Annotated in this window: 16 protein-coding genes; 10 read left to right on the top strand and 6 right to left on the bottom strand. The window is 69.3% G+C overall.

The features are described from left to right. Positions 1–120 precede the first annotated feature (120 nt). A complete protein-coding gene (locus KZC57_RS09050; RefSeq protein WP_247641544.1) occupies positions 121–1,317 on the top strand; it encodes an MFS transporter in 1,197 nt (398 codons plus the stop codon). A 127-nt stretch (positions 1,318–1,444) separates the two neighbouring features. Here KZC57_RS09050 and KZC57_RS09045 read toward each other — a convergent pair whose 3' ends face one another. Beyond that, complete coding sequence (locus KZC57_RS09045) at positions 1,445–2,359, bottom strand: helix-turn-helix transcriptional regulator (protein ID WP_247641543.1); 915 nt, start codon at positions 2,357–2,359, stop codon at positions 1,445–1,447. A 135-nt stretch (positions 2,360–2,494) separates the two neighbouring features. On the opposite strand from KZC57_RS09045, the gene KZC57_RS09040 reads away from it, so the two are divergent. Further along, positions 2,495–2,956 (top strand): DUF3817 domain-containing protein, encoded by a 462-nt coding sequence (locus KZC57_RS09040; protein ID WP_247641542.1) that lies wholly within the window; start codon positions 2,495–2,497, stop codon positions 2,954–2,956. Between the two features lie 33 nt (positions 2,957–2,989). Here the strand turns inward: KZC57_RS09040 and KZC57_RS09035 are convergent, their stop codons facing one another. Further along, a complete protein-coding gene (locus tag KZC57_RS09035; protein WP_247641541.1) occupies positions 2,990–3,793 on the bottom strand; it encodes a MerR family transcriptional regulator in 804 nt (267 codons plus the stop codon). A gap of 211 nt (positions 3,794–4,004) precedes the next feature. On the opposite strand from KZC57_RS09035, the gene dnaK reads away from it, so the two are divergent. The 6 genes from dnaK (at position 4,005) to KZC57_RS09005 (ending at position 9,290) form a co-directional block, all read left to right on the top strand. Further along, on the top strand, positions 4,005–5,867 hold the full coding sequence (gene dnaK, locus KZC57_RS09030) for a molecular chaperone DnaK (RefSeq protein ID WP_060921590.1): 1,863 nt from the start codon (positions 4,005–4,007) through the stop codon (positions 5,865–5,867). 2 nt (positions 5,868–5,869) lie between these two features. Next, entirely contained in the window at positions 5,870–6,514 is a 645-nt protein-coding gene (locus tag KZC57_RS09025; protein WP_247641540.1) for a nucleotide exchange factor GrpE, read from the top strand. A gap of 7 nt (positions 6,515–6,521) precedes the next feature. Next, complete coding sequence (locus KZC57_RS09020; RefSeq protein WP_060921592.1) at positions 6,522–7,505, top strand: DnaJ C-terminal domain-containing protein; 984 nt, start codon at positions 6,522–6,524, stop codon at positions 7,503–7,505. Between the two features lie 94 nt (positions 7,506–7,599). After that, the gene (locus tag KZC57_RS09015; RefSeq protein WP_060921593.1) at positions 7,600–8,013 is read left to right on the top strand and encodes a heat shock protein transcriptional repressor HspR; all 414 of its coding nucleotides are present in this window, start codon (positions 7,600–7,602) and stop codon (positions 8,011–8,013) included. 47 nt (positions 8,014–8,060) lie between these two features. Next, complete coding sequence (locus KZC57_RS09010; protein ID WP_025102667.1) at positions 8,061–8,720, top strand: GntR family transcriptional regulator; 660 nt, start codon at positions 8,061–8,063, stop codon at positions 8,718–8,720. A gap of 126 nt (positions 8,721–8,846) precedes the next feature. Next, entirely contained in the window at positions 8,847–9,290 is a 444-nt protein-coding gene (locus tag KZC57_RS09005) for a DoxX family protein (RefSeq protein ID WP_060921594.1), read from the top strand. A 4-nt stretch (positions 9,291–9,294) separates the two neighbouring features. Here KZC57_RS09005 and KZC57_RS09000 read toward each other — a convergent pair whose 3' ends face one another. From KZC57_RS09000 to KZC57_RS08985, 4 genes are read right to left on the bottom strand one after another with little or no spacing between them, the layout of a single operon-like run. Then, entirely contained in the window at positions 9,295–9,726 is a 432-nt protein-coding gene (locus tag KZC57_RS09000) for an ATP-binding protein (protein ID WP_247641539.1), read from the bottom strand. Further along, positions 9,716–10,048 carry an STAS domain-containing protein gene (locus KZC57_RS08995; protein WP_025102664.1) on the bottom strand — a complete coding sequence of 111 codons (333 nt, stop codon included), beginning with the start codon at positions 10,046–10,048 and terminating at the stop codon, positions 9,716–9,718. Before KZC57_RS08995 ends, KZC57_RS09000 begins: the two co-directional genes overlap by 11 nt. After that, positions 10,032–11,996, bottom strand: coding sequence for a glycosyltransferase family 2 protein (locus KZC57_RS08990; protein WP_144881798.1), 1,965 nt, complete (start codon positions 11,994–11,996; stop codon positions 10,032–10,034). The genes KZC57_RS08995 and KZC57_RS08990 overlap by 17 nt, the downstream gene beginning before the upstream one ends. After that, entirely contained in the window at positions 11,993–13,147 is a 1,155-nt protein-coding gene (locus KZC57_RS08985) for a PP2C family protein-serine/threonine phosphatase (protein ID WP_281732331.1), read from the bottom strand. Before KZC57_RS08985 ends, KZC57_RS08990 begins: the two co-directional genes overlap by 4 nt. A gap of 199 nt (positions 13,148–13,346) precedes the next feature. On the opposite strand from KZC57_RS08985, the gene KZC57_RS08980 reads away from it, so the two are divergent. Together KZC57_RS08980 and KZC57_RS08975 are read left to right on the top strand one after the other, a co-directional pair. Next, on the top strand, positions 13,347–14,267 hold the full coding sequence (locus KZC57_RS08980; protein WP_085605109.1) for a carbohydrate ABC transporter permease: 921 nt from the start codon (positions 13,347–13,349) through the stop codon (positions 14,265–14,267). Continuing rightward, complete coding sequence (locus KZC57_RS08975) at positions 14,267–15,220, top strand: carbohydrate ABC transporter permease (RefSeq protein ID WP_060921598.1); 954 nt, start codon at positions 14,267–14,269, stop codon at positions 15,218–15,220. Before KZC57_RS08980 ends, KZC57_RS08975 begins: the two co-directional genes overlap by 1 nt. Positions 15,221–15,245: the final 25 nt, after the last annotated feature.

The following is a 15,245-nucleotide window of genomic DNA, read 5'->3' as shown; positions in this document are numbered from 1 at the left end:
GATCCCGGTGCGTCGTCGAGCCTAGGGGCCCGGACGGAGGTTGTCCAGGGGCGGACGATCGGTCGGGTGCGGCGGACGACCGGTCGGGCGCAGACCCGTCCTCGTCGCGAGTCTGGAAGCATGACCACGACCGCCCCCGTCCCGACCCTGCCGACCACCCGCGGCGACCGCATCCGCTACGGAGGGCTCATCGCCCTCATGGTGATGGGGTTCCTGCTGGTGACCGCCGAGTTCCTCCCCAACGGAGTGCTCACCGAGATGGCGGACGGCCTCGGGGTGACCCCCGGCCAGGCCGGGCAGACCGTCACCGTCACCGCGCTCGTCGGACTCTTCGTCGCCCCGACCGTCGGCCTCGTGTTCCCCCGCCTGGACCGTCGGTCGCTGCTGGTGTGGATGGCGCTCGCCGCCGCCGTGTCGAACGTCGTGGTCGCCATCGCGCCGAACCTCGTGGTCGTGCTGCTGGCGCGGTTCCTGCTGGGTGCCGCGATCAGCGCCTACTGGACCATGTCGATCACGGTCGCCGCGCGGCTCGCTGGGCCGGAGCACCTCGGTCGCGGGGTGATGTTCACCTCCGCCGGCGTCTCGCTCGCCACCGTCGCCGGCGTCCCGCTCGGAGTCATGCTGAGCGAGGTCGTCGACTGGCGCGCCGTGTTCGCGATCGCGGGAGTGCTCATGGTTGTGCTGGCCGTGGCCCTGCGGTGGGCGCTGCCGACCGTCCCGGCCGAGCGGGCGTCGAGCCTGCGTCTGCTCGTCGACACGGTGCGGCGTCCGGGCATCGGCCTCGGGATGGTCGGACACGTGCTCGTCGTGCTCGGCCACTTCCTCGCCTACACCTACGTCCGCCTCGCGCTGGAGCGCATCCCGGACGTGGATGCGTCGACGATCGTCGTGCTGCTGGCGCTGTTCGGCGTGGGCGGCCTCCTCGGCAACCTCTCCATCGGCCTGGTGATCGACCGCTCCTTCGCCTTCTTCGCGGTGTTCGCCCCGCTGGTGATCTCGGCCGCCGTGCTGTCGATGGTGCTCTTCTCCGGATCGATCATCGGCATCGGTGCGGTCGTGCTCCTCTGGGGCTTCTTCTTCTCGTCGTGGCTGATCGTCGTGAACACCTGGGTGGGCCACCGCATGCCGGATCGGCTGGAGGCCGGGGGGAGTCTGGTGGTGGTCGGGTTCCAGGGCGCGATCACGCTCGCGGCCGGCGTGGGCGGACTCCTCGTCGACACCCTGAGCGTCGAGCTCGTCTACATCATCGGTGCGGTCTCGCTCCTCGCCGGTGCCGTGCTCTTCGGCCTCTCGAACCGCCGCAGCTCCCGCTCCTGACCCCCGGGCTCGCCCGGGCACGACTTCGGAGCAGGCCGACGAAACGCCGTCCCCGCGGGCTCGGGGCCGGCGTGTCGTCCTGTGGCTCCGAAGCCATGCCCGCCCAGGCTGGGGCGAGGTCGTGGGATCAGGCGGGGACGAGCGAGTGCGAGGCGCGCCAGGAGGACGGCGTCATCCCCGTCCGACGGCGGAAGGCACGACTGAAGCCCTCGTCCGATGCGTAGCCGAGCTCGCGCGAGACGCTCGAGACGGACTGCCCCGCCTGGAGCATCCGCTTCGCGGCATCGATCCGCACCTCGGTCACATAGTCGGCCGGGGAGCGACCCACGGTGAGACGGAACCGCTCCGCGAAGGCCGAGCGCGACATGGCCCCGACGGCGGCCAGGCGCTCGACGGTCCAGTCCCGTCCCGGCTGCTCGTGGATGGCGTCCACCACGCGGTCGAGGAAGGGGTCCTTCGACAACGAGGGCCACCCCGCGGGCGCACACCCGTTCGCCGCCCAGGCCCTGATGACCGAGAGCAGCACGGTGGTCGCCATCATCCGGCAGATCAGCGGGTCTCCCTGGCGCACCGGGCACGCGGGCGCATCGACCACGCCCATGTTCTCGGCGAGGGCGGCGGCGGCCGGCTCCAGCGCATCGAATCCGGTCACCGTGAGGAAGGGCGGCAGGAGCGCGGGGAGGGGAGAGGCGGTGTCCGCGAGCTCGATGTCGACGACGAGGAGCGTGGTGTCGGCATCGGCCTCCAGTGCGAAGGCGTCGCCGCGGAGCAGGAGGAAGGCGTCGCCGGTCACGAGTCGATCGCGGTGCCCTGGCTCCTCGACCGTGAGCTGCTGCGACGAGGGGTCCACGTCGAGGCGGCACCCCGTGCCCAGAGGCGGATGCCCGTGCACGGCGCCGTCGGCGATGTAGACGAGGGTGATGCGACCGGGCGGCAGCGGGAGGAGTCCTCCGGAGGTCAGCCGCACCCGGCGGGCGATCCCCACGCGCAGGTCCACCGTGCCGAGCACAGCGGACAGCGCATCCGCGTCCACCGTCACCATGCCTTCGGCAACGTCGGCTGTCGTCCCCCTATTCCCTTTCGAATCGCTCACCTTGCTCCATTTCGGCGGCGGATGGAGCAAAGTGGGCGATTCGAAGCGGGATACGCTGGAGGGGTACCCCACCCGAGGAGTTCCGTGTTCCGCACCCCTGGCCGCCTGTACCGTGTCCTCGCGATCGCGGAGGCGATCACCTGGACCCTCCTCATCGCCGCGATCATCGCCCGCGCCGTCGGTGCTCCGGGAGTCGTGGTGACGGTCGGCGGCGGTATCCACGGGTTCGTATTCCTCGCCTACGCCGCGACCGCCGTCCTCGTCGCGCTCAACCAGCGGTGGCATCCGGGCGTCGGTGTGCTGACGGTCCTCAGCGCCGTCGTGCCGTACGCGACCATCCCGATGGAGATCTGGCTGCACCGCACGGGTCGTCTCCAGGGCGACTGGCGCCTCGACGCGACCGACGACCCGCGTGACCGCCGCTGGTACGACCGCCTGATGCGCTGGTTCCTCCGCCGCCCCTGGGTGCTCGCGGTGCTGCTGGTCGTGGGCATCGTCGCGCTGTACGTGATCCTGCTGCTGGTCGGCCCGCCCGGGGGCAAGTGATCGCCGCGTCGCCCCGTCTGCGCGGCCTCCGCGTCAGCGCCGCGCGACGGGCTGCTGGAGTTCGGTGACCCAGTCCGACTGGTCGTCCCCGACGGCGCGGACGTAGAGCTCCCGACACGGCCCGGCGTGCACGAGGCCGCGCGCGACCACCTCGGTGTGGATGGCGTGCCAGCTCTCCGCGATCCGCTTCATCGAGCCGAGGTGCACCCCGCAGACAGCGTCCTCCTCGGCGGGGAGTTCGATGATCTCGATCCCGTCGGCGGCGGGGCCGGAGTAGGAGTATCCGGCGATGACCTCCATCCCGTCCGGCAGCGTCCGGTACTGGGCGATCGGGGTGGTGAGGGTGCCGCATTCGTCGCCGATGACCTCGGCCACGGCATCGAAGGAGGGGCCGACGACCTCGGCGACCGCCGGCTGCTCGGCGACGACGGTGCGCACGGCCGCCAGGCGCACGGCGGGGAGGGGCTTCTGGACGATCTCGATCTGCGACATGTGCTTCTCCTTCTCGATGAGGTGGAGGCGCCGCTCCACATCGACGAGTCGCGCGGCGGCGAGCCGGTGCTCCTGCTCCACCTCGGCGCGCCGGATGCGCAGCAGCGCCGCGATCCGGTCGGCGTCGACGCCCCGGGCGAGGATCGCCGAGATGTCGTCGAGGCCGAAGCCGAGCTGACGCAGGGCGACGATCCGGTGCAGGCGCTCGAGCTGCGACGGATCGTACGACCGGTAGCCGGTGAACTCGTCCACGTGGGCGGGCACGAGCAGCCCGGCCGTGTCCCAGTGCCGGAGCATCCGGTGGGTCACCTGGCCGATCTGCGCGAACGCTCCGATGGACAACATGTCTCTGTTCTCCCGTCTGACACCGTGTGAGAGTCAAGCATGGCGGCTCGCGGACATCTGACCGCCCGGCCGGAAAACTTGAGCCTGTTCATATCAAGTTCATTTGACAGCCTTCGGGGCTCGGCGTACACTTGAGCCATCGCGACTCAGGTTTCCCTGATCGCCGCAGGTTTCCAGACCACTACAGACTTCCCAACAAAGGAGAGAACACATGGCACGTGCTGTCGGTATCGACCTCGGAACCACCAACTCCGTCGTCAGCGTCCTCGAGGGTGGCGAGCCCAAGGTCATCGCCAACGCCGAGGGCTTCCGCACGACCCCTTCGGTCGTCGCCTTCACCAAGGACGGGGAGGTGCTCGTCGGTGAGACCGCGAAGCGCCAGGCCGTCACCAACGTCGACCGGACGATCGCCTCGGTCAAGCGCCACATGGGCACCGACTGGAGCTTCGACGTCGACGGCAAGAAGTGGACGCCGCAGGAGATCTCCGCGCGCATCCTCCAGAAGCTCAAGCGCGACGCCGAGTCCTACCTCGGAGACACCGTGACCGACGCCGTCATCACGGTTCCGGCGTACTTCAACGACGCCGAGCGTCAGGCCACCAAGGAGGCCGGTGAGATCGCGGGCCTCAACGTGCTCCGCATCATCAACGAGCCGACCGCGGCTGCCCTGGCCTACGGGCTCGACAAGGGCAAGGAGGACGAGCTCATCCTCGTCTTCGACCTCGGTGGCGGAACGTTCGACGTCTCCCTCCTCGAGGTGGGCAAGGACGACGACTTCTCCACGATCCAGGTGCGCGCCACCGCCGGTGACAACCGTCTCGGTGGAGACGACTGGGACCAGCGTCTCGTCGACTACCTGATCAAGCAGTTCAAGGAGACCACGGGCGTCGACGTCTCGGGTGACAAGATCGCCCTGCAGCGCCTCAAGGAGGCTGCGGAGCAGGCGAAGAAGGAGCTCTCCAGCTCCACGTCCACGAGCATCAACCTGCCCTACCTGTCGCTGACCGACTCGGGCCCCGTCTCGCTCTCCGAGACCGTGACCCGCGCCAAGTTCGAGGACCTCACGAAGGACCTGCTCGACCGCACCAAGAAGCCGTTCGAGGACGTCATCCGCGAGGCCGGCATCAAGGTGTCCGACATCGACCACATCGTCCTCGTGGGTGGTTCGACCCGTATGCCCGCCGTCGCCGAGCTCGTCAAGCGCGAGACCGGCAAGGAAGCCAACAAGGGTGTGAACCCGGACGAGGTCGTCGCCGTCGGCGCCGCGCTGCAGGCCGGTGTCCTCAAGGGCGAGCGCAAGGACGTCCTGCTCATCGACGTCACCCCGCTCTCCCTGGGCATCGAGACCAAGGGCGGCATGATGACCAAGCTCATCGAGCGCAACACGGCCATCCCGACCAAGCGGAGCGAGACCTTCACCACGGCCGACGACAACCAGCCGTCCGTCGCGATCCAGGTCTTCCAGGGCGAGCGTGACTTCACGCGCGACAACAAGCCGCTCGGCACGTTCGAGCTCACCGGCATCGCGCCGGCGCCCCGTGGCATCCCGCAGATCGAGGTCACCTTCGACATCGACGCCAACGGCATCGTCCACGTGTCCGCGAAGGACAAGGGCACCGGCACCGAGAAGTCGATCGTCATCTCCGGCGGTTCGTCGCTGTCGAAGGAGGACATCGAGCGCATGGTGCGCGAGGCCGAGGAGCACGCCGCCGAGGACAAGGCGCGCCGTGAGGCTGCGGAGACCCGCAACCAGGCCGAGACCCTCGCCTACTCCATCGAGAAGCTCATCTCCGAGAACGAGGACAAGCTCCCTGACGACGTGAAGACCGAGGTCAAGGCCGACGTCGATGCGCTCAAGACGGCACTGGCCGGCGACGACGATGAGGCCGTGAAGACCGCGTTCGAGAAGCTCAACCAGTCCCAGTCGAAGCTCGGCGAGGCGATCTACGCCTCCTCGCAGGCGGACGCCGCCGGCGCTTCGGCCGAGGGCGAGACCCCGACCGGTGACGCCCCGTCCTCCGACGAGGACGTCATCGACGCCGAGGTCGTCGACGACGAGGACGAGAAGAAGTAATCATGACGGACAAGAACTTCGACGAGAACGGGGTTCCGGAGGGGTCGGATGCTCAGGCATCCGGCCCCGTGCCGCAGAACCAGGACTCCCGCGAGGCGAAGGCCGCCGAGGGCTCGGACGAGACCCCGGTCGACGCGGCTGCCGAGGCGGAGGAAGGGCTGACGGTCGAGGACATCCTCGGTGCCGCGCAGACGGCGGATGCCGCCGCGGGCGACGCCGCGATCGCCGACGCCGAGAACGCCCTGCTGACCGACCTCAAGCGCCTGCAGGCCGAGTACGCGAACTACCGCCGCCGCACCGAGGAGCAGCGCCAGATCGAGATCGAGCGCGCGAAGGGCGAGGCCGCCAAGGGCCTCATCCCCGTGCTCGACGACCTGGCCCGCGCCGAGCAGCACGGTGATCTGGTCGAGGGCAGCCCCTTCGCCGTGATCGCCGAGAAGGTGCGCGCGGTCGTGGAGCGCCTCGGCGTGGTCGCCTACGGCGAGAAGGGCGAGGAGTTCGACCCCCAGCGTCACGAGGCGATCTTCCAGCAGCCGACCCCCGGCACCTCGAAGACCACGGTGCTCGAGGTCGTCGAGGTGGGCTACCGCCTCGGCGAGGTCGAGTTGCGTCCTGCGAAGGTCGTCGTCGCCGTCCCTGCGGAGTAGGTGATCGATGGCCAGCCAGGATTGGTTCGACAAGGACTTCTACAAGACCCTCGGGGTCTCGAAGGACGTCAGCGACGCTGACCTGAAGAAGACGTACCGCAAGCTCGCGCGCAAGTATCACCCTGACTCCAATCAGGGCGATGCGAAGGCCGAGGCCAAGTTCAAGGAGATCAGCGAGGCCTACTCGGTGCTCTCCGACGCCGAGCAGCGCAAGGAGTACGACGAGATCCGCGCCATGGGTTCGGGCGCTCGCTTCACGGCGAGCGGCTCGGGCGCCGGCGGGTTCGAAGACGTCTTCAGCCGGTTCGGACAGCAGGGGCGCGGCCAGACCGCCGACTTCGAGGACATCTTCGCGATGTTCAACCAGGGCCAGGGCAGCTCGTTCGGCGGTGGCCGGTTCGGGCAGCCGAGCGGCGGCTTCCGTGGCTTCGGTGGTCCGCAGCGCGGCGCCGACGTCACGGCCCGCACCACGCTGGACTTCAGCACCGCCGTGCAGGGCGAGACCATCACCCTGCAGGGAGAGGACGGCAAGCCGTTCAAGGTGAAGATCCCCGCGGGCGTCGCCGACGGACAGAAGATCCGGCTGCGCGGCCGTGGTCGCCCCTCGCCGGACGGTGGGGAGAGTGGGGACATCGTGGTGCAGATCACGGTGCGTCCGCACCCCGTCTTCACGCGGGACGGCCTCAACCTCCGCCTCGTGGTCCCGGTGACCTTCACCGAGGCGACGCTGGGCGCGACCATCGAGGTTCCGACGCTCGGCGGGGACGTGGTGAAGCTGCGTGTGGCTCCCGGGACCCCGTCGGGCCGCGTGCTCCGCGTCAAGGGTCGGGGTGTCGCGACCGCGAAGGGGACCGGTGACCTGCTCGCCGAGCTCCAGGTCGCGGTTCCGACGCACCTCGACGACGCGGCGCGCGAGGCTCTCGAGAGGTTCCAGGAGCTGGAGCCGCAGGAGAACCCGCGGGCCGAGCTCATGGCGAAAGCCCGCCGTTGACGAGCACAGGCTTTCGCGTCGGGTCAGGCGCTTCCGGAAGGGAGTCGCCTGACCTGGCGCGGCGGCCTGACGTGAAATCAGGAAGGAAGGCGTGATGGACGCGGACACCCCGGTCTTCGCGATCGCCGCAGCCGCCAAGCTCTCCGGCCTGCACCCCCAGACCCTCCGTCAGTACGACCGGATCGGCCTCGTGGTGCCGGGACGGACGCCCGGCGGCTCCCGTCGTTATTCTCACCGCAACATCGAGCAGCTGCGCGAGGTCGCCCAGCTCTCCTCCGAAGGGGTCAGTCTCCCCGCGATCGCCCGGCTCCTCGACCTGGAGGATGAGAACCGGATGCTGCGCGACCGTGTCATCGCGCTCGAGAGCGCTCTCCGCGCCGAGCGCGAGAACCGTCCCGGCGTGCGGGTGTTCGCCGCCGGAGCTGCGGGGGTCGTGCCCATGCCGACCGGTCGCCGCATCCGCCGTTCGACCGAGCTCGTGCTCTGGAGTCCGCGCTCCGGAGCCTGACCGCGTACCCCGGTGTGTATCCTGTCAACTGTTAACAGGAGGTCACCATGACGCAGACCGTCACGCGCGGGGAGTCGCTCGGAGCGCAGGTCGCGCGCGTGCTGCGCCAGCGCATCGTCCGAGGGGAGCTCGCACCGGGGGCTCGCCTCACCGAAGAGGCCCTCGCCGAGGAGTTCGCCGTCAGCCGCGGTCCCGTGCGCGACGCCCTGACCCAGCTCAGCTTCGAGAAGCTCGTCGAGGTGCAGCGCCCTCGCGGGGTCTACATCGTGGGCCTCACGAGCGACGACGTCGACCAGCTCTACAGCCTCCGCGGCGCATTGGAGCAGCTCGCCCTCTCGCGGGCGATGCGGGTCGACGACGACGACCGGTGGCAGCCGATGGCCGACGCCGTCCAGCGCATGGCCGAGGCCGCGGACGCCGGTGACCATGCGGCCTTCGTCACGGCCGACCTCGACTTCCACTCCCAGATCTACGCCCTCGCCGATCACCCGCGGCTGGAGGGCGCCTGGAACCAGTACCTCCCCACGTTCACGGCGCTGCTCGAGGTCACGATCAACCACGACGAAGACCTGCACGAGTCGTCGGACGACCACGTGAAACTGCTCGACGTCATGCGGACAGGAGCCCCGGAGGACGCCGCCGCGGTGCTCTCGGCTCACCTCGACGGCGCCAGGGAGCGGATGCTCCACGAGGTCGGCTCCCGCTGAGGTCGCCGCGTCCGCGAACCCGAGGCGTTCAGCGGACGGAAAAGAACGGTTCCTACCGTGGGGGCCAGGGCAAGAGCCCTGGTCCGCGCCCGCGCGGGTGTCCTGCCACGAAGGAAGAACCTCCTCATGACGAACACCACAGCCTCCGCCTCCTCCGCCTCGTCGCTCGGACTCCTCGTCCTGCGCATCGTCGTCGGCGCGATCTTCGCCGCCCACGGCGCCCAGAAGATCTTCGAGTTCACGATCCCCGGGACCATCGGCAGCTTCGCCGGCATGGGGGTCCCGCTCGCCGAGATCGCCGCACCCGTCGTGGCCTTCCTCGAGCTCATCGGCGGGATCCTGCTGATCCTCGGACTGCTGACGCGTCCGGTCGGAATCCTCCTCGCCGTCGACATGCTGGTCGCCCTCGTGCTCGTGCACCTGCCCGCGGGCCTGTGGGTGACGGCCGGCGGCTACGAGTTCGTCGCCGTGCTCGGCGCCGCGGCTCTCGCGCTCGCCCTCACGGGGGCGGGGCGCTACTCCATCGATGCCGCCGCCCTGCGCGGGCGCGCGCCGGCCTGGCTCGCCTGACGGGTCAGCCGCCCGCCTCGCGCGCGGGATCCACGCGCCGGACGAGCACCCAGGTGTTGCCGAGATCGGTGACCGCGTGGGTGAACTCGTCGAGCGCCGCCTGCGACAGCGCGAGTCCGCGTCCGCTCTCCGCCTCCTCGCCCGGCATCGTCACCGCGTCCCAGTCGATCGGTGCCGGCGGGGCGGTGTCGCGGATGTAGGCGCGCAGCTCCTCCGCCGTCACGCGGACGTCGATGCTCAGGACGACGTCCGCGTGCTCGTTGTGCTGCGCGACGTTGGTCGTGACCTCGCTCAACGCCAGGGTGAACAGCACCTGGTCCTGCGCCGGTACCTCCGGAGCCTGAGTCCAGAGTCGGTCGAGCTCGTCGAGGGCGCGGTCGACGAGGGCGAGCCGGGCGGGCCCGTCGATGTGGAAGGCCCGGGTGTCAGCGTCCATCGAACGCCGATTCCGGCGTCGGGTAGTCGCGGAGCACGCGATCCAGGTTGGTGAGGTGGAGGACGGTGCGCACGGCCTCGGGGACGGCGGCGATGCGCAGATCGCCCCCGGCCACCCGGGCGCTCTTGAGGCCGCCCACCAGGGCGCCGAGGCCCGAGGAGTCGACGAACTCGGTGCCGCTGAGGTCGATCGCGATGCGCGGCTGCCCGGCGGCGACGAGGTCGCTCACCGCGTTGCGCAGCAACGGCGCGCCCGAGGCGGTCAGGCGCCCCGTGATCGCGACGACGGCGTAGCCGTCCCTGGTGTCAGTGCTGACGTTCATTCGACTCCTTCTCGAGGACCTGTGCGGCGGGACCGCGATAGCGCGCCGCCTGGATGATGACGCTGAGGACGACCAGGTCGTACAGGACCCAGGCGGTGTTGACGAGGGTGCCGGTGCCGTCGCCGGTGCCGACGATGACCCGGGCGACCCCGATGACGAGAGCGATCACGAGCACGACCATCGCGGTCAGCTGCGGCCAGATCTCGCGCCACGGGACGCCGCGCGGGTCTCGGCCGTCCTTCCGCGTCACGGCGAAGGACAGCGGCCGGCCGAGCACCACGTTGGCGAAGGCCGTCCAGCACGCGCGGATCCACACGGGGAACAGCGCAAGCGAGTATTGCTGGCCTCGCCAGGTCTTCACCCCCTTCGCGACCACGAGGAACAGCGCCTGGTTGACGAGGAAGTACGGCAGGAACCGCACGAAGAAGTCGACCGACCAGGCGGTGACGGGGAGCACCCCGAACACGAGGTAGATCACCGGCGCCGCGAGGTAGACGATCGCGGCGAAGCCGGAGAGGTAGCTCCACATCGTCGCGAAGTACATGAGGCGCTGCCCCACCGAGAGTCCGCGCTTGGCCAGGGGGTTGTCGCGCAGCATCACCTGCAGCGTCCCCTGGGCCCACCGCAGCCGCTGCGTGAGCATCGTCCGGAGGTCTTCCGGGGCGAGGCCGTGCGCCAGGATCTCGTGGTGGTAGACGCTCTTCCAGCCGAGGGCGTGCAGCTGCATCGCCGTCGCCATGTCCTCCGTCACCGAGATCGTGGCGAGCGGGAGGATGGGCTGCGCCTCATCCGCCCGGTCGAGGCGCAGCGCGTCCAGCAACCCGCGGACGGCCTCCACGGCGGTGAGGGGGGAGAGGTCGGAGGCGGCCAGAGCGTCGAGCCCGGCCTCGTCCACGATCACCTGTCCGAGTTCCGCGTCGTGCTGCACCGGCAGGGACTCGATCACCGCGAGGTCGGCACGGATGCCCTCCAAGTCGTGCGCCACGAGGATCCGGGAGGCGTTGTCGACAGCTTCCCCCACGCGCGCGGCGACCTCGGCGACGGAGTCGCCGCCGGCGAGCTCCTTCCGCCCGCGGGCGATCGCGATGCGGAGCGCCCCGAGTTCGGTGGCGAGCGCCGGGTCGGTCGCGCCGTCGGCCTCGCGAGCGATCAGCGCCTCGGAGGTCTTGAGCGCCCGCGCGGCGGAGTCGGTCACGCTCCGGACGTAGCCCACGATGCCGAGCTGCATGAGCGCCTCGCGGCGGAGCACGGCGTTCGACCCGCAGAAGAAGGCCGCATTCCAGCCGTCCTTCCCCTGCTGGATCGGCCCGTAGAACAGCGGCGCCTGGCTGCCGAGCGGATCGGCCTCGTCGACGTTCACGAACCACTGCGGCGTCTGCACGAGGGCGACCTCCGGGTCATCCGCGAAGTAGCCGAGCGTGCGGTGCAGGATCAGCGGGTCCGGCACCTGGTCGGCGTCGAGGATGAGGAGGAACTCGCCGTCGGTCTGGAAGAGCGCGCTGTTGAGGTTGCCCGCCTTGGCATGCCGGGGCTTGCCGGTCCAGTCCTCGGAGCGGGTGAGGTAGCCGACGCCCGCGGCCCGGGCCTCGGCCTCGAGCTCGGGGCGGGAGCCGTCGTCGAGGATCCAGGTGGAGTGCGGATAGGCGATCCGCTTCGCCGCCCTGGCCGTCGTCATGACGAGCTCGATCGGCTCGTCGTAGGTCGTGATGAACACGTCGACGGTGCCCTGTGGCGGCGATACCGGCGCCGGACGCTCCTTCGCGCGCCACATCGTGAGGCAGAACAGGAAGGTGTCGATGAGGCTGTAGGTCTCGGCGATCACGAGCGGCACCGCGATCCACCAGGCCGACCAGTTCACCGACTCCAGCCATCGCCAGGCGACGTAGTTCACGCCCAGCAGGACCGAGAGGAGGGCGAGGACGCGGATCGTCGCGAACCGCGCGGTCATGCGTCCCTCCGCACCACCACGACGGTGATGTCGTCGGTGGCGCGGTCATCGTTCGCGAGCCGCAGCGCCTCGCCGACAGCGCCGCCGGGGCCCATCTCCGCGAGGACGCGCTCGACGTGGCCGAACGGGTCGTCCGGGTCGAGCACGTCGAGGAGTCCATCGCTGCAGCAGATGAACGCGTCGCCCGGTTCCAGACGGGTGGTCACCGGGACGCGGGGGTCGGCCAGGCCCATCCCCATGCCCAGCGGCAGGTTCGTGGAGCGCAGCGGCGTCCACGACCCGTCCGCCCGGACGACGAAAGCGAGGCTGTGACCGGCGTCGATGACCTCGAGGTCTCCCGTCTCCGGCTGCAGCTCGGCGACGACGGCCGTGACGAACATCGACGTGTCAGCGAGATCGTCCTCGAGCAGGCGGTCCACCTCGATCACGGCGTCGGACAGCGAGCGCTCCGGCGCCGTCCGCAGGGAGGCGCGCACCGTGGCCGCGACCAGCGCCGGTCCCGTGCCCTTGCCCATCGCGTCAGCCAGGGTCACGCGCAGGGCGTCGCCGTGTCGCGAGAAGTCGTAGTAGTCGCCGGCGAGCATGCCGCGTGGGGCGGCGCCGGCGGCGATCGTGTAGCCCTCGATCTCCGGATGCACCCGCGGGCGCAGGGCTCGCTGCACCACGGCGGCATGGTCGATGTCCGCGTCCTGTGCCAGCTCCGTCTGCACCCAGAACGCGAGGTCGCGCAGGAGGTCCTGCTGGGCGTCGGTGAAGGTGTGCGGCTCCGTGTCGAGCACGCACAGCGTCCCGACCGGCTCGCCGCCCGGCGCGTGCAGCGGATGGGCCGCATAGAAGCGGAGGTGCGGATCGCCGGTCACGAACGGGTTCTGGGCGAAGAGGTCGGTGGTGCTCGCGTCCTCCACCACCACGGTCCGGTCCTGCGACACGGTGTAGTCGCAGAACGAGTCCTGGCGCGGTGCCTCGTTCCCCCCGAGGCCGATCTGCGATTTGCGCCACTGTCGGTCGCGGTCGATCAGCGAGACGCTGACCATCGGCACGCCGAACATCTCCTTCGCCAGTCGTGCCACCCGATCCACCCGCTCATCGGGTGGTGTGTCAAGGATCCCCAGTTCCTCGAGCGCTGCCTGTCGCCGTCGCTCGTCGAACATTCCCCCGGCCCTCCTCCGTGTTTATTCCCCTCATCCTAGGGAGGAACCGCAGCCGGGGCACCAGGGCGTCCACGCGGCATTCAGGTGAACCACAGGAAACGGTTCTGCGCAAGCCCCACGGAGAACCGCTTCTCCGGATCTAGCATCGCGCCAGGACGGGAGTGTCGTGTCTGCACGTCCTCGGAAAGGAGGCAGGTGGATGCCGCTCAAGACCCGCCAGCGGGACCGGTACAACCGCCGGGAGGCCCTCGCCGGCTATCTCTTCATCTCGCCCTGGCTCATCGGATTCCTCATCTTCACGGCCGGCGCGATGGTCTACAGCCTGTACATCTCGTTCAGCAGCTACAACCTCGCCACGAACAGCGCCCGCCCGGTCGGCATCGACAACTACGCCAACCTCTTCGAGGACCCGCGGGTGGGCGTCTCGCTCGCGAACACGCTGTTCTACGTGGTGATGGCGGTGCCGCTGGAGATCGTGTTCGCGCTGATCCTCGCCCTGCTGCTCAACCGCGTCGGACGGGGTGCGGGTGCCTTCCGGGTGCTCTACTACCTGCCGAAGATGACGCCGGCCGTCGCGACCGCGGCGGTGTTCTTCCTCCTCCTGAACGGCAACTCCGGGGCGATCAACCAGTTCCTCCGGGTGTTCGGCATCCAGGGGCCGCAGTGGCTCGTCGACCCCGCATGGGTCAAGCCGAGCATCGTGATCATGACGCTGTGGACCGTCGCGGGGACCATGGTGATCTTCCTCGCGGCGCTGAAGAACGTGCCCGTCGAGCTGTACGAGGTGGCCTCGCTCGACGGGGCGGGACCGATCAGGAAGTTCTTCTCGATCACCCTCCCGATGATCTCGGGGGCCATGTTCTTCAACGTCATCGTGCTGTCGATCGCCGCGTTCCAGATCTTCGACCAGGCGTACCTGCTGTTCTGGCGGGATCAGAGCAATTCGTCACCGGAGGCATCCCTCTTCTACGCGATCTACCTGTTCCAGCAGGCCTTCCGGCAGTTCAACTTCGGCTTCGCGGCGGCGATGGCGTGGCTGCTCTTCGTCATCATCATGATCATCACGCTCATCCAGGTGAAGGTCGGCAACCGCTTCGTCTACTACGAGGGAGACCGCTGATGTCCCAGACCCTGCGTCAGGTCCCCGTCGAGGCGGAGCCCGAGAAGTCCCCTGGCACGTTCACGACCACCGTCGCCACCCGTTCGCGCTGGCGACGGCAGCTGCGGCAGCCGAAGAGCCTCATCGCCCGCATCGTGCTGAACGTCATCCTCGTGCTGTTCGCGCTGCTGTTCCTGTACCCCTTCGCGTGGCTCCTCGCGGCGAGCTTCAAGCCACGAGGGGAGGTGTTCGACAACGCCCTCATCCCGAAGACCTTCGTGCCGGAGAACTACGTGGAGGTGTGGAATCAGCTCCCGTTGCTGAACTGGATGGGCAACAGCATCGCCATCGCGCTGCTCGCCGCCGGTGCTGTCGCGATCTCCAGCTCGATCGTGGCGTTCGGGTTCGCCTACTTCCGCTTCCCGGGGCGCGGCCTGCTGTTCGGCCTCGTGCTCGCGACGATGATGCTCCCCGGCGCGGTGACGATGATCCCGATCTACCTCATCTGGAAGGAGACCGGACTCCTCGGCACCTGGGTGCCGCTGTGGGGGATGAACCTCTTCGGATCGGCCTTCTACATCTTCTTGCAGCGGCAGTTCTTCCTCGGCCTGCCGCGGGAGCTGTTCGAGGCGGCGCGGCTCGACGGGGCCAGCGCCTGGGGACTCTTCTGGCGGATCGCGATGCCGCTGTCGATCCCGTCGTTCGTCATCGTCTTCCTGTTCGAGTTCCAGGCGAGCTGGAATAACCTCCAGGCCGCCCTCATCTACCTCAACGCCGGGTCGGTGGACGAGTTCACCGCGCCGCTCGGCATCGCCTACGCCATGACCAAGTACAGCCCCACGGCGGGCGGTCATGGCGACTACCAGTACGTCATGGTCGCCTCCCTCCTGGTGACCCTCCCGATGCTCATCCTCTTCGCCTTCGGGCAGCGCGCCTTCATCGAGGGCGTCGCGACCCAGGGGCGCAAGGGATGACGAACCACAGATCGAAAGGAGCAGT

Source organism: Microbacterium sp. KSW4-4 (assembly GCF_023091185.1).
Lineage (GTDB): Bacteria > Actinomycetota > Actinomycetes > Actinomycetales > Microbacteriaceae > Microbacterium > Microbacterium paraoxydans.
This window is presented reverse-complemented; position numbering and strand designations above follow the sequence as displayed.